A 16,974-nucleotide genomic window follows, 5' to 3' on the forward strand; every position below is an offset into this window, starting at 1 on the left:
CCAGGTGACACGTCACCGAAACAGGCCGTATATATGCGAGCACCCAACATTTACCACAACGTTGAAGTTGCAAAACGGGAGGGGACCATATATGCGCCTTTGGCGCAAGGTCAGCACGAGTCGTGCCAAAGGCACGACCTACAGCTCTTTGATGGGGTTGCAAACTATTCGCATTTGCGCTAATCTTGCTTTAGCTAGAGAGGTGATTGCGAATGTATGTTTGTTTATGCAAGGGCGTAACCGATAAAACCATCAAGAAGGCGGTGGCGTGTGGTGATGTTGATTCCATGCGCGACCTGCGTCAGCAATATGGTGTGGCATCGCAGTGCGGGTGCTGCAAGCAGTGCGCGAAAGAAACCCTCAATGAGGCACTGGCCAAGCGCTCTACCGAATCTGCGAAAGACCTTGCCTTTGCCGCTAAAATTCCTGGATCGGTGTGCTACACTTAAGTTAATTTCATACACGAAATAGCTTAAGGAGTGCACCCTGATGAAAGGTGATGCAAAAGTTATTCAGCAGCTGAACAAGGTGCTGACCCTCAAATTAACCGCCATTAACCAGTATTTTTTGCATGCCCGCATGTATCAAAACTGGGGCTTCGAAAACCTCAATAAAATGATCTACAAAGCGTCCATCAACGAGATGAAGCACGCTGATGACATTATCGAACGCACTTTATTCCTGGAAGGCATGCCGAATCTGCAAGAGCTCGGTAAACTCTACATTGGCGAAGATCCGCGCGAGATGATTGAGCTGGACCACAAAGTTCAGTTTCAGGATGTTAATGCGATTCGCGATGCGGTTAAGGTGTGCGAAGAGCACCAGGATTACGTCAGCCGCGATATGCTGAACCACATTCTCGACAGCCAGGAAGAACACCTGGATTGGCTGGAAACGCAAATCGACCTGATGTCACGTCTGGGTAACGAACTTTACTTACAATCGCAGGTAGAAAAAGGGGAGTAGTATGAAGGCAGATAACAATGTTGTAGCGCAATTAAACCGTCTGCTGGCTTTCGAACTGACCTCGATTGATCAGTACACCTCGCACTCGCGCCAATACGAAGATTTTGGGTTGATGAAGCTATATGAGCGCATTAACCACGAGATTGATGACGAGCGCGGGCATGCCGACTTGTTGATCCGCCGCATCCTGTTTTTAGAGGGTGAGCCGGATATGACCACCCGCGAAAAGCACAATATTGGTCATAACGTGCGGGAAATGCTGGAAAACGATCTGCAACTGGAATATAACAACGCCAACACCTTACGTGAGGTAATTCAGTATTGCGAAGAAGTTCGTGATTACGTGACCCGTGACATGCTGATCGGCATTTTACGTGATACCGAAGAAGATCACGCGTATTGGTTGCGGATCCAGTTAGGCCTGATGGATAAACTGGGTGAGGAGATTTACCTACAGAGTATGAAATAAGCATGGCCTTTATTATTGATGCGTGGGATTTTAACCAGCAGCCGGCGAGTCGGGTTACGGACCTAACCGGTAAGCCGGTTGTTGGTTGTTGGTATCACCTAGAGCGGGATACCGACGGGCTAGAGGATTGGCTTAAACAGGCCGACATTCCGGAGCCGTTGATTGATGCGATGACTGAAGAAGACACGCGCCCGCGCTTTCAGCGCTTAAAAGAAGGTTTTGTGTTGTTGTTGCGTGGCGTGAACCTAAATCAGGGCGCCGCGCCGGAAGACATGTTGAGCCTGCGCATTTTATCCTACAAAGGCGTGATTTATACCTTCCGTAAGCGGCCGTTTAAGGCCATTACTCATATCCGTGAAAGCCTCGAAAAGCAGGACGGGCCGGATGATCTGAATGATTTTTTGGTGCACTTGGTCGAGCAGCTTAACCTGCGCATCGAGGATGTGATTGATGCGGTCGAGGTAAAAATCGAGGATATGGAGGCGGGAGGTTACGACAATACGGCTGTGCAGCAGCAGGAAATTAGCAAATTGCACCGGCGGTTGTTGCGTCTTAACCGCTTTGTGCGACCGCAGCTGGCGGCGTTAGATAAGTTCACTACAGAAAGTGAACGGAGCATGGATAATGAGATGCATCAGTGGCTGTTGAACGAGCGTGACACTACCCAGCGTCTGCTCGAGCAGATTGATTTAATGCTGGAGCAGCTGTGGATGCAACGCGAACTGTTGCAGCAGGCGGTGGCTGAAAAAATGAACCGCAATACCTATTGGCTATCGGTGATCGCCGGGGTATTCCTGCCATTAAGCTTTTTAACCGGCGTGTTCGGTATCAATATCGGCGGCATGCCGGGCGTCGAAAACGAAGACGCTTTTGAGATTTTTACCTATGCTTTAGTCGTCATCGCGGTTATTGAGTTTTTGTTGTTGCGGCGGCTGCGATTTTGGTAGCTTTTAGCTGACTCTCCGGGGGAGGGAGCCTCCGCCCCGCCGTCGCGCTCCCTGCGGTCGCTAAGCCGGCGGGTACTTACGAGCTGCAAAGGCTCCTCTGCGTCGCGAGCATATTTTCATTTTTAGCGTGTTGGCGTTGAATTCGGGGGGATTTATGCCGGCTTTCGGCGGTGGGTTCTGGTCCGCCCCCGCCGTCGCGCTCCCTGCGGTCGCTAAGCCGGCGGGTACTTATGATCTGTAAAGGCCTTACCTTTATTCCGGCATTTTGGTTTTGAAAGAATGCATGCGTAAAACGCATTCAGAGCGTCGATGCCCGCACTGCCAATGAATCATTGCATATCGTAAGTAGCCGCCGGTTTAGCGAGGCGAAGCCGAGCGCACCGGCGGGGCAAAGCGTGCCGTCGACTGAAGATCCAATCAATTAACCGGACAACTCGCGCACCGGCGGGGCGAAGCGTGCCGTCGACTGAGGACCCGCGCAATTAATCCGGCAACTCGCAAACATCTGAATCAAAGACGACGAGGTGGTCGAAGTCGTATTCGATGCCGACCTGGGCGCCGTTTTGCAGGGGTTGGTGTGAGGGGCCGACGGCCAGTACCTGGGAGGTGTCGGGTAGCTCCAGGGTGTAGAGATAGTGCGAGCCGCGGAAGCCGCGACCGGCGACTATGGCGGTTAATTCGGCGTCGCGCTTATCGGTGATTAAGACGTCATCCGGGCGCACTAAAAAGGTCACGTCGTGGTCGTCCTGGTCACACAAAATTTCGTGATCAATCACGCCCAGCGCGCAGTGCAGCTGATGTTCGCGGATCCGGCCTTGTAATAACACGCCGCGGCCGATAAAGTCGGCTACCAATTGATGCTCCGGCTCGTGATAAAGCTCGTAAGGGGTATTCCACTGCAACAGCTGGCCTGCGTACATCACACCGGCTTTGTCGGCCATAGCAAATGCCTCCTGCTGGTCGTGGGTAACCAATAATGCCGTAATGCCTTCCTCTTTCAACAGCTGTCGCACATCCTGCGCCAACAACTCCCTCAGTTCCGCGTCCAGACTCGAAAACGGCTCATCCAGCAACATCAGTTGCGGCTTCGGCGCTAATGCGCGAGCCAGCGCGATACGTTGCTGCTGGCCACCGGATAGCTCGTGCGGGTAACGTTTTTGATAGCCATTTAAACCAATCCGTTGCAGTAGCTCTTTAATGCGTTGCTCCTGCGCATCGGCAGACAAATGCTCAATACCAAAGCGAATGTTATCGGCGACGTTTAAATGCGGAAACAATGAAAAGTCCTGAAACATCATGCCGACCTGGCGCTGTTCCGTCGGTAACGACAGCGAAGCCGACGACACAACGGAGCCCTGCAAAGAAATCGCACCACCGGAAACCGGGTTAAAACCGGCAATAGCACGCAACACGGTGGTTTTGCCACAGCCGGACGGACCCATTAAGCAACCAATATCACCGGGTTCTAACGCGATACTCAGGTCATCGACGATGCGATGCCCGGCCAGTTCTATCGATACCTTGTCGAGTTTAAGGAACGCGCTCATTTAGTCTCCCGTCTTTATACTTTGGGTTTTTAACGCCCGCGATAACATCATCACCGGAATTAATCCGACCGCGACAATCATCAGTGCCGGTGGCCCGGCATCGGCCAGGCGCTCGTCCGACGCCATCTCGAACGCCCGCACGGCCAGCGTATTAAAATCAAACGGGCGCAGCACCAGCGTTGCCGGTAGTTCTTTCATGACATCCACTAACACCAATATCAGCGCCGCCAAAATAGAACTGCGTAATAGGGGTAAGTGCACACGCCACAGAATACGCCGCGGTGAGGCACCCAGGGTGCGTGCGGTATCGTCCATTTGTGGAGTAATTTGCTCCAGCCCCGAACTGACCGTCTGTAGCGATACCGATAAAAACCGTACACTGTAAGCAAACAGTAGCGCCACCACGGTGCCGGATAGCAATAAGCCAGGATTAAAATCAAATGCCCAGCGGCTGAAATCGATAATGCGATGGTCCATCCAGGCCAGCGGCGATAACAAACCCACCGCGATAACTATACCGGGAATAGCGTAGCCAAGACCGGCAAGACTTACGGCAACCCGCAGCGGGCGGGTCGGGTGGCGGCGACGGCCATAGGCCAGCCATAACGCCAGCATCACCGTGATCATTGCAGCCAACAGCCCCAGCCACAATGTATTTAAGGTTAACTGCCAAAACGACGGCTGGGTCCAGACCTCCGCGCGCTCGATGGACCACACCACCAATTCAAACGCCGGAATGATAAAGCCCAGTACAATAGGCAGCCAACAAACCACAGCGGCGTAAACCGCATGTCGGCCGTGCAACGGTTTGCGCAGCGATTGACCATCGCTGCGGCGTTGATAAAACTTGGCGCGGCGGCGAGAGTAGCGTTCGACTAAAATCAGCGCAATCACGAACAGCAATAAAATAGCCGCCAATTGCAGCGCGCCCTGAGTATCGCCGATGCCGTACCAGGTGCGGAAAATACCGGTGGTAAACACGGTAACGCCAAAGTATTCCATGGTGCCGTAATCGGCCAGTGTTTCCATCAATGCCAGGGTAACGCCGGTGGCAATGGCCGGTCTTGCTAACGGCATAGCAACCCGCCAAAAGCTCTTCCAGGGACCGGCGCCTAACGTCCTTGCGCTCTCAAAAGCGGCCGTGGATTGCTGCATAAATGCGGCGCGGGTAATTAAATAAACATAGGGGTAGAGCACCACACAGAGCACGAAAATAGCGCCCGGCAGGCTGCGAATATTGGGGAACCAGTACTCACCTAATTGCCAGTCGAAGGCAGCGCGTAAAAACTGCTGTACCGGGCCGGCATAGTCCAGCAAACCGGTGTAGGTGTAGGCGGTAATGTAGGCAGGCATCGCCAGTGGCAGTAATAACCCCCAGCTAACCCAACGCCAGCCGGGAAAATCAAATTGTGACACACACCAGGCACTGCTGACGCCCAGCACAGTCACGCCAATACCCACCGAAACCAGCAGGATCAGTGAATGGCCAACATATTCCGGGATCACCGTTTGCCATAAATGCGCCAGTGTATCCCATTGAGGATTTAACAAAGAAAGGGCCACCACAATTAAGGGTAACCCTATCAATGCCGCAACACCGAACAACAATAACGGGCCGCGGGTCATTAGCAACTCTCCTTAGAATTCAATGACTAAGGACTTATCTCCAGCCTGCGCGGTTCATCAGGCGCACGGCTTCGGCATTATTCTCGCCGAGGATGTCCATGGAAATGTCGTCTTGTTTAAAGTCGCCCCATTGTTGCAGAGTCTCGCTCCAGGCAACACCCTCCCGAACGGGGTACTCGTAGTTGGCTTCAGCATACCATTTTTGCGATTCTTCTGAGAGCAAAAATTCGATGAGCTGCTTGGCTTCGTCGACGTTGGTCGCGTGTTTGGTAATGCCGATGCCGGATACGTTAACGTGGGCACCGTTACTGTCTTGTGCCGGCCAAAAAACTTTTACTTTCTCGGCGGCTGATTTTTCTTCGGCGTCATCTGAATTCAGCATGTGACCAAAGTAGTAGGTATTTGCCACCGCAATATCACAGACGCCAAAGGCGACGCCTTTGATCTGGTCACGGTCGCCACCGACCGGCTGGCGGGCGAAGTTTTCGACTAAGCCTTCGGCCCAGTTTTCGACGTTATCGGCACCGTGGTGCTCGATTAATGCAGCAACCAGTGACTGGTTATAAAGGTTGTTTGATGAACGAATACAAATGCGGTCGTTCCATTGTTCGTCGGCCAGCGACAGATAATCGCTCAACTGTGATGGGTCAACGCGCTCCGGTGAGTAAAAAATAGGCCGTGCACGCAGGCTCAAACCCACCCAGTGGTCATCTTGTGAGCGAAAATGTTCCGGCACCACCTGATTGATGCGTGGCGATGATACAGTCTGGAAAACATCAGCCTCGACGGCACGATGCAGGGCGCCGGCGTCAACGGTCAGGAACAAATCAGCGGCGGTATATTCGCCTTCAGATTTTAACCGTGCCAATAGTGCATCGGAATTACCGGTTAATAAATTCACTTCGATGCCGGTTTTTTCGCTAAACTGATCCAGCAAGGGTTTGATCAGTGCTTCTTTGCGAGACGAATAAACGTTAACTTCGGCAGCATTGGCTGCGACCGGCAATAAACTGGTCATGACACTGGCGACTGCAGCCAGCGTGAATGCTTTGTTAAAGAAAGTTGCCATAGAGAAACCTCTTGCTAATAATTTGCGTATAGAATCAGATAGTTCGAGTAGGCTATCACATTTTTAACTTAATGATAGCTATTCTCATTTGTATTTTGACGAAAGTCAAGTGATTTACATGGAGCGTGTATGTCTGAATTGTCCCTGTTAGCGCTAATCGGGGTGCTGTCAATCAGTTGTCAGTGGTTAGCCTGGCGTTTAAAAACGCCGGCCATTTTACCGTTACTGGTATGCGGCCTGATTATTGGCCCCACGCTGGGCTGGCTGAACCCGGATCAACTGTTTGACGATTTGCTGTTTCCACTGGTTTCGCTGGCCGTTGCGGTGATCCTGTTTGAGGGCAGTCTGACACTTAAGTTTGAAGAAATTCGCGGCCACGGCCGTATGGTGACTAACCTGGTCAGTGTGGGTATGGTGGTTACCTGGATTGCCATTGGCGTACTGACGCATTTTTTAATGGGCTGGGAGTGGGAACTGTCGGCGCTGTTCGGGGCGCTGGTGGTGGTCACCGGACCAACCGTTATTCAGCCGATGATACGCTCCATTCGGCCGATTAATAAGCTGGCGAATATCCTCCGCTGGGAAGGTATCATTATTGATCCGCTCGGCGCCCTGTTAGCCGTTTTGGTGTATGAATTTATTATCGCCAGCCAGGACGTGGCGTTCTTACACTCGCTGCAGGCGTTTGCCAAAACCATTGGTATTGGTTTTTTCTTTGGTTGGGTTGCGGCCAAGTTATTAGGCCTGGCGCTGGGCCGTGGCTGGTTTCCGCATTACCTGCAAAACGTCGCTACGCTGACCATCGTACTGGGTGTGTTTGCGCTGTCTAATGCAATTCAACACGAATCGGGCTTGTTGACGGTAACGGTAATGGGTATGGCAATGGCCAATACCAAAAACCTGAATCTGGACGAGATCCTGGAGTTTAAAGAAACGCTCAGTGTGCTGTTGATTTCGGCATTGTTTATTATTCTGGCAGCGCGGCTGGACTATGCGCAGTTCGACGCACTGGGCCTGCCGGCGGTGATTTTGCTGGCTATTATTCTGTTTGCGGTGCGGCCGTTGGCGGTGTGGTTATCGGCTATTGGCACCGAGCTGCGCTTCAAAGATAAGGTGCTGCTGTCGTGGATTGCGCCACGCGGTATCGTAGCCGCAGCCGTGTCGGCGCTGTTTGCGTTAAAAATGGAGCAGTCCGGCTGGGACGGTGCGGAGTCGATTGTACCGCTGGTATTTTTGGTGATCATGACCACGGTGGTACTGCAAAGTCTTACCGCTAAGCCACTGGCGCGTTTACTGGGCTTAATTGAGCCGCCGGCGCGAGGGTTTTTGATATTTGGTGCTAATCAAATGGCGCGGGCCGTTGCTAAATCGTTGCAGGAACACGATGTACAGGTGCGCCTGGCTGATACCAACTGGGAGAACATTCGCAGCGCGCGCATGGATAACCTGCCGGTTTATTTTGGTAACCCGGCCTCGGAACACGCCTCTAATAATATCGATTTGACCGGTATTGGCCGGTTGTTAGTGATGTCGCCGTATAAGCAGCTAAACCCACTGGTTTCAGTGTATTATCAGGACTGGTTTGGCAGTAACAAAGTGCATGGCTTAAATAGCGGCGAATCGGACTTTCGGGCCAGCCATCAGTTATCGGAAGCGTACAAAACTACACTGAATTTGTTTGGTGAGAGCGTGACCTATTCTAAGTTAGCCAGCCTGCACTTTCAGGGCGCTAAAATGAAGTCGACGCCGATTACTGACAACTTCAGTTTTGAAGATTACCAACAGCAGTACGGCGCCCGGGCGGTACCCATGTTTGCGCTGGACGAGCAGAAGAAGGTGCATATATTCAGCACCGAGCGTGAACTGAAGCCGATGCCGGGCTGGCTGGTTATTGCCATGATATCACCGGAGAAAGAGGCCGAAGAAGGTGGTCGTGACGACGAGTAATCGTTGCGTTTGCCCGGATTGTGACTGGGTTGTCGATGTACCCGTCACATCAACCGAGGTATTTAAATGCCCGCGCTGCGGGCATCGCCTGGGGGGCGGTGCGCCCGTTAGCGAGCGGCACACGCTGGCGTTAGCGCTGGCGGCGTTAATATTGGCATTGGTCAGCTTGTGGTTGCCGTTTGTCGGCTATTCCGCCAGTGGTGTATCGCAGACCATGAGCCTGCTGGATACCAGTGCCGAGTTATTGCACTTTCACGAACGCTTATTGGCGATACTGGTGCTATTCACGGTGTGGGTTGTGCCGGTTTTATATTTGCTGGCGATCTGCTGGATATTCACCCGTTTACTTGGTTCAGGGCCATTGGGCCCGGTGACTCTCTATTTTATCCGGGCCGTGGTGCAGCTGCGGGTATGGATGATGGCCGATGTGTTTTTGCTGGGTGCACTGGTGTCGCTGATTAAAATATCGGGGCTGGCGGCAGTGGAACTGGCGTCGGGTTTCTATACGTTTATTGCGTTTGTGGTGCTGCAGTTGTGGGTTGCCAATAATGTCAGCCGTTACCAATTGTGGCATCGGTTACCGCATCAGCAAGCGCCGCAATCCGAAGCCGGCAGGGCTGCCCATAACCAGGGTTTGAGCGGTTGTGTTTGTTGTCAGGCGCCGAATTCACGACAGCATAAAAAATGCTGGCGCTGCGGCGAAACGCTGTCGCTAACCCGCTGGCGTGGCTGGCGCTTAACCCTGGCGTTGTTAATTGCAGCGGCGTTATTGCTGGTACCTGCGCATGTATTACCGGTTATGGAAACAACGAGCTTTGGCCGCACTCAGCCCAATACCATAATCGGTGGCGTGCTGGAATTATGGCAAGGCGGCGATGCCCCTATTGCGATTATCGTATTTGTTGCTAGTTTGGTGATACCGGTGGCTAAAATCCTGACGTTGTTGGTGTTACTTTATGTTGCTGAACGCGGCAACGACAGTACCGTAAAAAACCGGGTGGTGTTGTATAAGGTCACTGACTGGATTGGTCGCTGGTCAATGATCGATATTTTCGTGGTTGCCGTGCTGGTAGCGCTGGTGCGCAGTGGGCAGTTGATGTCGGTGTATCCCGGTAACGCGGCGCTGGCGTTTGCGTTAACGGTGATATTGACCATGCTGGCAGCGATGACCTTTGACACGCGACGCTTTTTTATGCCGACAACAAAGTAAAGTGAAGGAATCAGGACGACCCATGAGCGCGATGAAAAACGTATTCTCACCCATCTGGCTTATCCCGCTATTGGCTTTGGCGGTAGCGCTGTGGATGGTGTGGCAGGAGAGTGCCGGCTCGGGGCCGCAAATAGAGGTGTTGATTAGCGATGCCGAGGGCCTTGAAGCAGGTAAAACGCCGGTGCGGGTGCGCAATGTGGACGTCGGTTTGGTTAGTGAAATCAGCCTGAGCGAGGACATGAGCGCGGCGGTGCTAACCATCGAAATGAACGAAAATACGCAGCGCATGTTGGCCGAAGATAGTCGTTTATGGGTGGTTAAACCGCGTATTGGCCGGCAGGGCGTTAGTGGCTTATCCACCTTGCTGTCCGGCGCTTATATACGGCTACAGCCGGGGTCATCAGAGCAGACAGCGACGCGTTTTGAGGCGTTGGAAGAGCCGCCGGTAACACCGCAACAAACGCCGGGACGGCGTATTACGCTGACCAGCTCGGTTAATAGTGCGGTTGTAGTCGGTGATACCGTGCAATATAACGGCCTGTCGGTGGGGCAGGTCGAAAAGGTTGATTTTAACGTTGATGACCGCAGCATGCGCTACCAGGTGTTTATTGAACAGCCCTATGACGAGTTATTGACCGAGAATACGCGTTTTTGGTTGCAAAGCGGTTTATCGCTGCGTTGGAATGCCAATGGTCTGGACGTGTCGCTGGGTTCTTTCGAGTCATTGCTGGGCGCGGGGATTAATTTTGGCGTGCCTGAAGGGCAGCCGAGTGGCGCTAAAATGACTGAGGAACGCTCGTTTGAGTTATTTGCCAGTGCCGAGGCTGCGCGGCAACAAGGCTTTGTTAATGGCATTGATTATGTGATTTTACTGGATGAGTCGGTTGCCGGCCTGGAAGAAGGTGCGCCGGTTCAATTTAAGGGCGTGCGCGTGGGCACTGTGCTTAAAGTGCCGCTGCGCTGGAACCCCACCGACAGTGACAAAGCGCCGTTAAAACAGATCCCGGTATTAGTACGTTACGAGCCGGAACGCATGGATGGACTGGTGCCTGATACCGACATCGGCTATTGGCGTGAGCGATTGCCGGAGCTGTTTGAACAGGGCTTGCGAGCCAATATCCGGGCCTCAAACTTACTGACCAACACCTTGTATGTCGACTTACGCTTTTATCCCGAAACCGAATTGCAGGCGCAGTCTGAATTTGCCGGTTACTCGGTGATGCCGTCGATGGTCAGTGACTTTAGCCGCTTAGAAGAAAAGTTGAACCAGCTGCTGGATAAATTTAATGATCTGGAGCTTGAACAGAGCCTGACCGAATTTAGTGAGGCGATGACGGCGACGGAGCAAAGTGCCGACGAGATTGAAGCTTTGGCACAGTCAGTAGCGGCCATTGTTGAGCAGCCGGGCATGCAACAGTTACCGCAGCTATTGCAGGATAATTTAACCCAATTAGAGCGGCTGTTAAGTAGCGTTGATGATGGTTCGGCCACACGCCGTCAGTTGCACAGAACCTTATCTAATATCGAGGCGTTAACGCGCGACTTAAAACCGCTTGCAGAGCAGTTACGTGAACAGCCGAATTCGCTAATTTTTGATGCCGAAAAGCCGGCCGATCCGGAGCCTAAAGCCCATGATTAAATTGATTCCGAGTGTTGCTGTTACGTTGGTTTCTCTGGTAGCCCTGAGTGGCTGTGCCAGTCAATCTGAGAGTGTTAAAGGTGAGTATCGTTTGCCGCTGTTAAACAGCAGTCCGGAGCAGGTGTGCAGTGCGGCGCAGCGGCAGGTTGTGGTAAGTGACTTGATGCTCAGCGATGGTATTTTGTTGCAACAGAGCGCAACCCGCATTCATGCCGCCCGCCATCATCGCTGGAGTGGCTCGCTGGAGCAGCAGTTGCAACAAAGCGTGCAGCGGGTTTTAAGTGAGCCGCATTGCAACGGCGAGCTGGTTATTCAGGTTATGGATTTTTATGGTGACGATGAAGGCAACGCAGTCGTCACAGGACATTGGCTTTATCGTCAAGACGACACGCAAATCGAACAAACCTTTAGCCAGCGGCAGCCGTTAACCAACGATGGTTACGAGGCGTTGGTTATGGCGCTTAACCAGGCCTGGAGCGATACGCTAGAACAAATTAAAAACGCCATTCCCAACTGATTCGCGCGCCTATGTCGTCGGTATTGGCGCCGGCGCGCTCATTGTCATTGTATTCAAACCCAATATTTAACAAGCCACCGAACACCGGTTGTGAGCGTTGTAATAATGCCTGTGTCTGGTTGCTGTCATCGGCAAGGCTGGAATAAGCCAGCTGAGCGGTCCAGCCGCTGCCGTCTGCTGCAAATAGTCGGTAACTGAGTGATAGCGTGCGGCTGTCGGGCGCAAAAGACGAGCCCAGGTTGCGTTGGTAATGCTGATAAAACGGCTGGGTCGAAACGCGGGGCAGACGCTGATAGAAATTGCGACTTTCTGTATCGGTGTATTCCGCTACCAGGGTGTGACGCATTTGCTGAGCGCTGAATATCGATGCATTAAACTGCCATTCACCACCGACTGTAAATGCAGGGTTTTCGCCTTCCTCTAACTGTCCGTCAAAGCCAACTTCGGCGTAAGCGGCAAAATGATGCTGTTGCCAATGCCAGCCTTTTCGCAGATCCAGGCTGACCATGGTGTTGTCTGGTATTTCGCTGTTTATATCGGTCTTACTCGTCTGATGCAAGGCACTAACTCCGGCCTGAAGACCCCATTGTAATTGGGTGGCAGCGCGCAGGCCGATGACTTCGCGCGACACATTAATATTACCTAACCGGGTTTCGTTATAGCCAACAAAGGTGCTGATATGTAGCGGATTAAGGCCGATGGGAGCGAAGTCGGGACTATAGTCGAACCGCAGTTTAGTTAGTGGCCGGGCGTTGGTCGACATCAGCAGGCTGCTGTGTTGTGCAGGTCCCCACCACAGCGGTTGTGCGTCCAGCGACAGGCTGACGTCGCCAAAGTTATAGGCCAGATAGCTGCCATCCAGCGTCTGTTCGTTGTCGTCTTCGTATGGGTCCCAGCGGTGATTGATTTGTAACCTTGCGGCAAAGTGCTCGCCTTTAAAATGCCTTGCTACGCTTAGGCTGCCGCGCTCTTGCACACTGCGACCAAAGCGGTTTACCCAGGGCGCTTCGCTACTGGCTTGTAGTTTTAAGTAGGTTTGCGGTCCGCTCTGGGCATTGCGCAGATAATGACGCACCTGTAATAAGGCAAGTTGTTGGGTATCGTTAAGCTGCTGTGTATCAATGGTATCCAGTTCCAGCAAAATCGCCCGCCATGGCATGGGTAATTGCTGTAGTGGTGTATTAATCAGACCGGCATCGACCAGCACATTCAGACTGTTTCTGAGATCCTGGTTATCGGCACTGATATAGACAGAAGACTGCGCCTGGGGGGATACCAATCCCAGTCCGGTGGCCAGGATAACTGCAGAAAACAACGACTTGCTCACAGAGAGTCCCTTATAATTGTTTTTGATGCCAATGCACGAATAACGCTATGATGCCAGAAGCATTGGTGAATAGACAATCCTATAATTTTTATGGCGTGCTTTGAGCGTGTTTTGATAGAGTGCAGCCGGGTAATAACTGAGAGAGCAAATTTTGAAACGAGTAGCGTGGCTGATTAGTTTATTGTCGGTAGTGTTAGTGAGTTGTTCACCGGCACCGCAATCAACAACTGAAAGTGGCTTAGATACGACGATGCAGCAATTAGATCTGCAGTTACTGCCGAATGAGCAATGGCGTTTGAGCACCGCGGTTATTGAGCTGAGTTTTTGTCGTAATCCGGTTAACGAGGCGTTACTGGCGTCGCAGATGGAATTGAATAATTGGCGTTTGACGGGCGATGAGACTGCGTTTCCGCCTTATCGCAAGGATGGTTTGCAGCAGTTACAGCAGGTGCTTGCCGGGCAGCCGTTTATGCTATGGCAGACCGATGGCACGGTCAGCGCCCAGCGCTATCGGCTGGTGATGCCGGCATCGGCATCGAAGGGAGATGTAGCCGAACAGTTGTTTCCGGCGGTGGCGACGCTGGCATCCAAGCGTGTGATTTGTCACACGGCGGTAATTGAGCAGTAAGGAGTTTAGAGATGAAGATGCGCGAGCAGATTGAGCAAAAGTTACAGCAGCAGTTCGCACCGCTGCATTTGCAGGTGGATGATGAGAGTTATATGCACGCTAGTGGCCGCGAAGCGCAATCGCATTTTAAGGTGACCATGGTGAGCGAAGCGTTTTCCGATAAACGCTTATTGCAACGCCACCGGGCGATTAACAAAGTGCTGGCAGAAGAACTACAACAAATCCACGCGCTGGCGCTGCACACCTACACCCCCGACGAATGGCAAGGCCAGGCTCCGGATTCGCCTAATTGTATGGGTGGCGGGCGTTAGCCCGTAAAAATGGTATGATCTGTTAAACTGCCAGAAACAGCTACAATAAGACCAAATTCAAAATAGGGAAGTCAACTATGGTGATCAAACCGAAGATTCGTGGTTTTATCTGCACCAACTCTCATCCTGTGGGTTGTGCGGAGAACGTGCGGCGTCAGGTCGAATGGATAAAACAGCAGCCAAGTATTGAAAACGGGCCGAAAAATGTATTGGTTATCGGCTGTTCGACCGGTTATGGACTGGCATCGCGCATTACTGCTGCGTTTGGCAGCGGCGCCGCGACGGTGGGCGTGTGTTTCGAAAAAGAGCCCACTGAAAAACGCACCGGCACCGCAGGTTGGTACAATACCGCGGCCTTCCATCAGCAAGCCGATCAGGCAGGGCTTCAGTACCACTCAATCAACGGCGATGCATTCTCGGACGAAATCAAACAAGAGACTATCGATTACATCAAAGCCAATATGGGCAAAATTGATTTGGTCGTTTACAGCTTGGCTTCGCCTAAGCGCAAAGACCCGGAAACCGGCGAACTGCACAGTTCTGTATTAAAACCGGTAGGCAAGCAATACACCACCAAAACCTACCACACCGACCGTGACGAAGTGCACGATGTAACGCTCGACCCGGCGACTGAAGAAGACATCGCCAACACCATTAAAGTGATGGGCGGCGAAGACTGGGAGCGCTGGATTAAACAACTGCATGATGCCGGTGTGCTGGCGCAGGATTGTCAGACCACGGCTTACACCTATATTGGTAAAAAACTGACCTGGCCAATTTATGGCCATGCGACTATCGGCCGGGCCAAAGAAGATCTTGACCGTGCGTCAACGCAACTTGACAAAAACTATCAGGATATCAACCTGAAAGCTTATGTTTCGTCGCTTAAAGCCCTGGTTACCCAAGCCAGTTCTGCGATTCCGGTGATGCCTTTGTACATCTCGTTAATTTATAAGGTGATGAAACAAGAAGGCACGCACGAGGGTTGTATTGAACAAATCTACCGCCTCTTCACCGAAGGCTTGTATGCCGCGGATCCTGAGCTAGACAGCGAAGGGCGCTTGCATATGGATGGCTACGAAACCAATGATGCGACGCAGGCAAAAATTGAAGCACTTTGGGATCAGGTAACCCAGGACAACTTCCATCAGCTGGCAGACTACGAAGGTTACCATCAGGACTTTTTAAATCTGTTTGGTTTTGGCTTCGATAACGTTGACTACGAAGCTGATGTTAATCCAAAAGTTAACTGGTAAGCGCACCTGAAAAAGTGTTAAAATCCGCCCGATAAGTGTGGAATACGTTTTTAAGTTACGGAGTTTGGCTGTCGCGTAGCCGTTGCTATGCTCGGTAACTTATTGATTTTTCAGGTTTCTAGCCCTAACCGGCTGGTTGTGATGAATCTTCCCTAACGAGTAGTGCAAACGCATATGATTACTATCAAGAAAGGGCTGGATATCCCGATTAAGGGAGCCCCCCAGCAGCAAGTATCCGACGGTAAGGCCGTGACGACGGTCGCTACCCTGGGAGAAGAGTACGTCGGTATGCGCCCGACCATGCACGTTAAAGTTGATGAGCGTGTGAAAAAAGGTCAAGTGATTTTCGAAGACAAGAAGAATCCGGGCGTTAAATATACGGCTCCTGCAGCGGGTGTTGTAAAAGACATTCCTCGTGGCGAACGCCGCGTTCTGCAAGCCGTTGTTGTCGAGTGTGATGGTGACGAGCAAATCACCTTCGATAAATTCGATAGCGACAAACTCGACTCATTGGGTCGCGACAAAGTTCAGGAAATCCTCATTGAGTCTGGTCAATGGCCAGCGCTCAGAACCCGCCCCTACAGCAAGGCGCCGGCAGTTGACGCAGAAGCTTCGGCTATTTTCGTTAACGCTATGGACACCAATCCGCTGTGCATGGATCCGACGCTGTTTATTAACGAACACAAGCAGGCTTTCGTTGATGGCTTAAAAGTGCTGTCAAACTTAACTGACGGTAAAGTGTTCGTGGTTAAAGCGGGCGATGCTGAAGTGGATACCGGCGACGCTAAGGTTCAGCTTGAATCTTTTGGCGGCGTGCATCCGGCTGGCTTGGTCGGTACCCATATGCACTTTTTGCACCCGGTTAGCTTAAAGCGTCCGGCATGGCATATTGGTTACCAGGATGTTGTGGCATTCGGTAAGCTCTTTACCACCGGTGAAATTTTCACCGATCGGATGGTGGCATTAGCGGGCGAAGGCGTTAAAGAGCCTCGCGTTTTGCGTACTCGCATGGGCGCCAACTTACGTGAGTTGAGCGATGGCGAACTGCAAGGCGATAATAACCGTATTATCAGTGGTTCGGTGCTTAATGGTCATAAAGTGGACGAAGCCCATCAATGGCTGGGTCGCTTCCACACACAAGTGAGCGTTATCCCTGAGGGTAACCACAAAGAATTCTTGGGTTGGATCCGTCCGGGCTCAGACTTGCACTCGATTACCCGAGCTTATGCCGGTCATTTCAATCCGAAGAAGCTGTTCAGCATGACCACATCAATGAACGGCTCGTCTCGTTCAATGGTGCCGATTGGTAACTATGAACGCATTATGCCGTTGGACATCGTACCGACGTTATTGTTGCGTGATTTGTTGTCAGGCGATACCGATGAAGCTCAGCAACTGGGTTGCTTAGAGTTGGACGAGGAAGACTTGGCATTGTGCACATATGTTTGCCCTGGGAAGTACGAGTACGGCCCGGTGCTGCGCGATTGTCTCACTAAGATTGAGAAAGAAGGCTAA

At 52.0% G+C, this 16,974-nt stretch carries 16 protein-coding genes; 12 read left to right on the forward strand and 4 right to left on the reverse strand.

The window, feature by feature from the left end; translation table 11 throughout:
• Window positions 1-212: 212 nt before the first annotated feature.
• Genes DEU29_RS04220 through DEU29_RS04235 form a run of 4 tightly spaced genes read left to right on the forward strand, consistent with a single transcriptional unit; the run spans window position 213 to window position 2,382 of the window.
• A complete protein-coding gene (locus tag DEU29_RS04220) occupies window positions 213-449 on the forward strand; it encodes a (2Fe-2S)-binding protein (RefSeq protein WP_133539011.1) in 237 nt (78 codons plus the stop codon).
• Between the two features lie 40 nt (window positions 450-489).
• Window positions 490-966 carry a bacterioferritin gene (gene bfr, locus DEU29_RS04225; protein ID WP_133539012.1) on the forward strand — a complete coding sequence of 159 codons (477 nt, stop codon included), beginning with the start codon at window positions 490-492 and terminating at the stop codon, window positions 964-966.
• Window position 967: 1 nt separating this feature from the next.
• Window positions 968-1,435, forward strand: a complete 468-nt coding sequence (gene bfr / locus DEU29_RS04230; RefSeq protein WP_133539013.1) for a bacterioferritin — start codon at window positions 968-970, stop codon at window positions 1,433-1,435.
• A gap of 2 nt (window positions 1,436-1,437) precedes the next feature.
• Window positions 1,438-2,382, forward strand: coding sequence for a CorA family divalent cation transporter (locus DEU29_RS04235; protein ID WP_133539014.1), 945 nt, complete (start codon window positions 1,438-1,440; stop codon window positions 2,380-2,382).
• 482 nt (window positions 2,383-2,864) lie between these two features.
• On the opposite strand, the gene DEU29_RS04240 is transcribed toward DEU29_RS04235, so the two are convergent.
• From DEU29_RS04240 to DEU29_RS04250, 3 genes are read right to left on the reverse strand one after another with little or no spacing between them, the layout of a single operon-like run.
• Window positions 2,865-3,929: an ABC transporter ATP-binding protein gene (locus DEU29_RS04240; RefSeq protein WP_133539015.1), complete on the reverse strand. Its 1,065-nt coding sequence runs from the start codon at window positions 3,927-3,929 to the stop codon at window positions 2,865-2,867.
• Window positions 3,930-5,555 (reverse strand): ABC transporter permease, encoded by a 1,626-nt coding sequence (locus DEU29_RS04245; protein ID WP_133539016.1) that lies wholly within the window; start codon window positions 5,553-5,555, stop codon window positions 3,930-3,932.
• Between the two features lie 34 nt (window positions 5,556-5,589).
• Window positions 5,590-6,573 (reverse strand): Fe(3+) ABC transporter substrate-binding protein, encoded by a 984-nt coding sequence (locus DEU29_RS04250; RefSeq protein WP_243734486.1) that lies wholly within the window; start codon window positions 6,571-6,573, stop codon window positions 5,590-5,592.
• A gap of 180 nt (window positions 6,574-6,753) precedes the next feature.
• Here DEU29_RS04250 and DEU29_RS04255 point away from each other — a divergent pair, with 180 nt between their 5' ends.
• From DEU29_RS04255 to DEU29_RS04270, 4 genes are read left to right on the forward strand one after another with little or no spacing between them, the layout of a single operon-like run.
• Entirely contained in the window at window positions 6,754-8,571 is a 1,818-nt protein-coding gene (locus DEU29_RS04255; protein WP_133539018.1) for a cation:proton antiporter, read from the forward strand.
• Window positions 8,558-9,781 (forward strand): PqiA/YebS family transporter subunit, encoded by a 1,224-nt coding sequence (locus DEU29_RS04260; protein ID WP_133539019.1) that lies wholly within the window; start codon window positions 8,558-8,560, stop codon window positions 9,779-9,781. The genes DEU29_RS04255 and DEU29_RS04260 overlap by 14 nt, the downstream gene beginning before the upstream one ends.
• A gap of 22 nt (window positions 9,782-9,803) precedes the next feature.
• Window positions 9,804-11,420: an intermembrane transport protein PqiB gene (gene pqiB, locus DEU29_RS04265; RefSeq protein WP_133539020.1), complete on the forward strand. Its 1,617-nt coding sequence runs from the start codon at window positions 9,804-9,806 to the stop codon at window positions 11,418-11,420.
• The gene (locus DEU29_RS04270; protein ID WP_166635875.1) at window positions 11,413-11,937 is read left to right on the forward strand and encodes a PqiC family protein; all 525 of its coding nucleotides are present in this window, start codon (window positions 11,413-11,415) and stop codon (window positions 11,935-11,937) included. Before pqiB ends, DEU29_RS04270 begins: the two co-directional genes overlap by 8 nt.
• On the opposite strand, the gene DEU29_RS04275 is transcribed toward DEU29_RS04270, so the two are convergent.
• Window positions 11,915-13,264: a capsule assembly Wzi family protein gene (locus DEU29_RS04275; protein ID WP_166635876.1), complete on the reverse strand. Its 1,350-nt coding sequence runs from the start codon at window positions 13,262-13,264 to the stop codon at window positions 11,915-11,917. The two genes, DEU29_RS04270 and DEU29_RS04275, sit on opposite strands and share 23 nt — an antisense overlap.
• 151 nt (window positions 13,265-13,415) lie before the next feature.
• Here DEU29_RS04275 and DEU29_RS04280 point away from each other — a divergent pair, with 151 nt between their 5' ends.
• The 4 genes from DEU29_RS04280 to DEU29_RS04295 all read left to right on the forward strand — a co-directional run bounded on the left by DEU29_RS04280 (window position 13,416) and on the right by DEU29_RS04295 (window position 16,974).
• A complete protein-coding gene (locus tag DEU29_RS04280) occupies window positions 13,416-13,892 on the forward strand; it encodes a hypothetical protein (RefSeq protein ID WP_133539023.1) in 477 nt (158 codons plus the stop codon).
• 11 nt (window positions 13,893-13,903) lie between these two features.
• Window positions 13,904-14,203, forward strand: coding sequence for a BolA family protein (locus DEU29_RS04285; protein WP_133539024.1), 300 nt, complete (start codon window positions 13,904-13,906; stop codon window positions 14,201-14,203).
• Between the two features lie 77 nt (window positions 14,204-14,280).
• On the forward strand, window positions 14,281-15,459 hold the full coding sequence (gene fabV, locus DEU29_RS04290) for an enoyl-ACP reductase FabV (protein WP_133539025.1): 1,179 nt from the start codon (window positions 14,281-14,283) through the stop codon (window positions 15,457-15,459).
• A 174-nt stretch (window positions 15,460-15,633) separates the two neighbouring features.
• Window positions 15,634-16,974: a Na(+)-translocating NADH-quinone reductase subunit A gene (locus DEU29_RS04295; RefSeq protein ID WP_133539026.1), complete on the forward strand. Its 1,341-nt coding sequence runs from the start codon at window positions 15,634-15,636 to the stop codon at window positions 16,972-16,974.

This window comes from Idiomarina aquatica, assembly GCF_004362895.1.
In the GTDB taxonomy this organism is placed as follows: Bacteria; Pseudomonadota; Gammaproteobacteria; order Enterobacterales; family Alteromonadaceae; genus Idiomarina.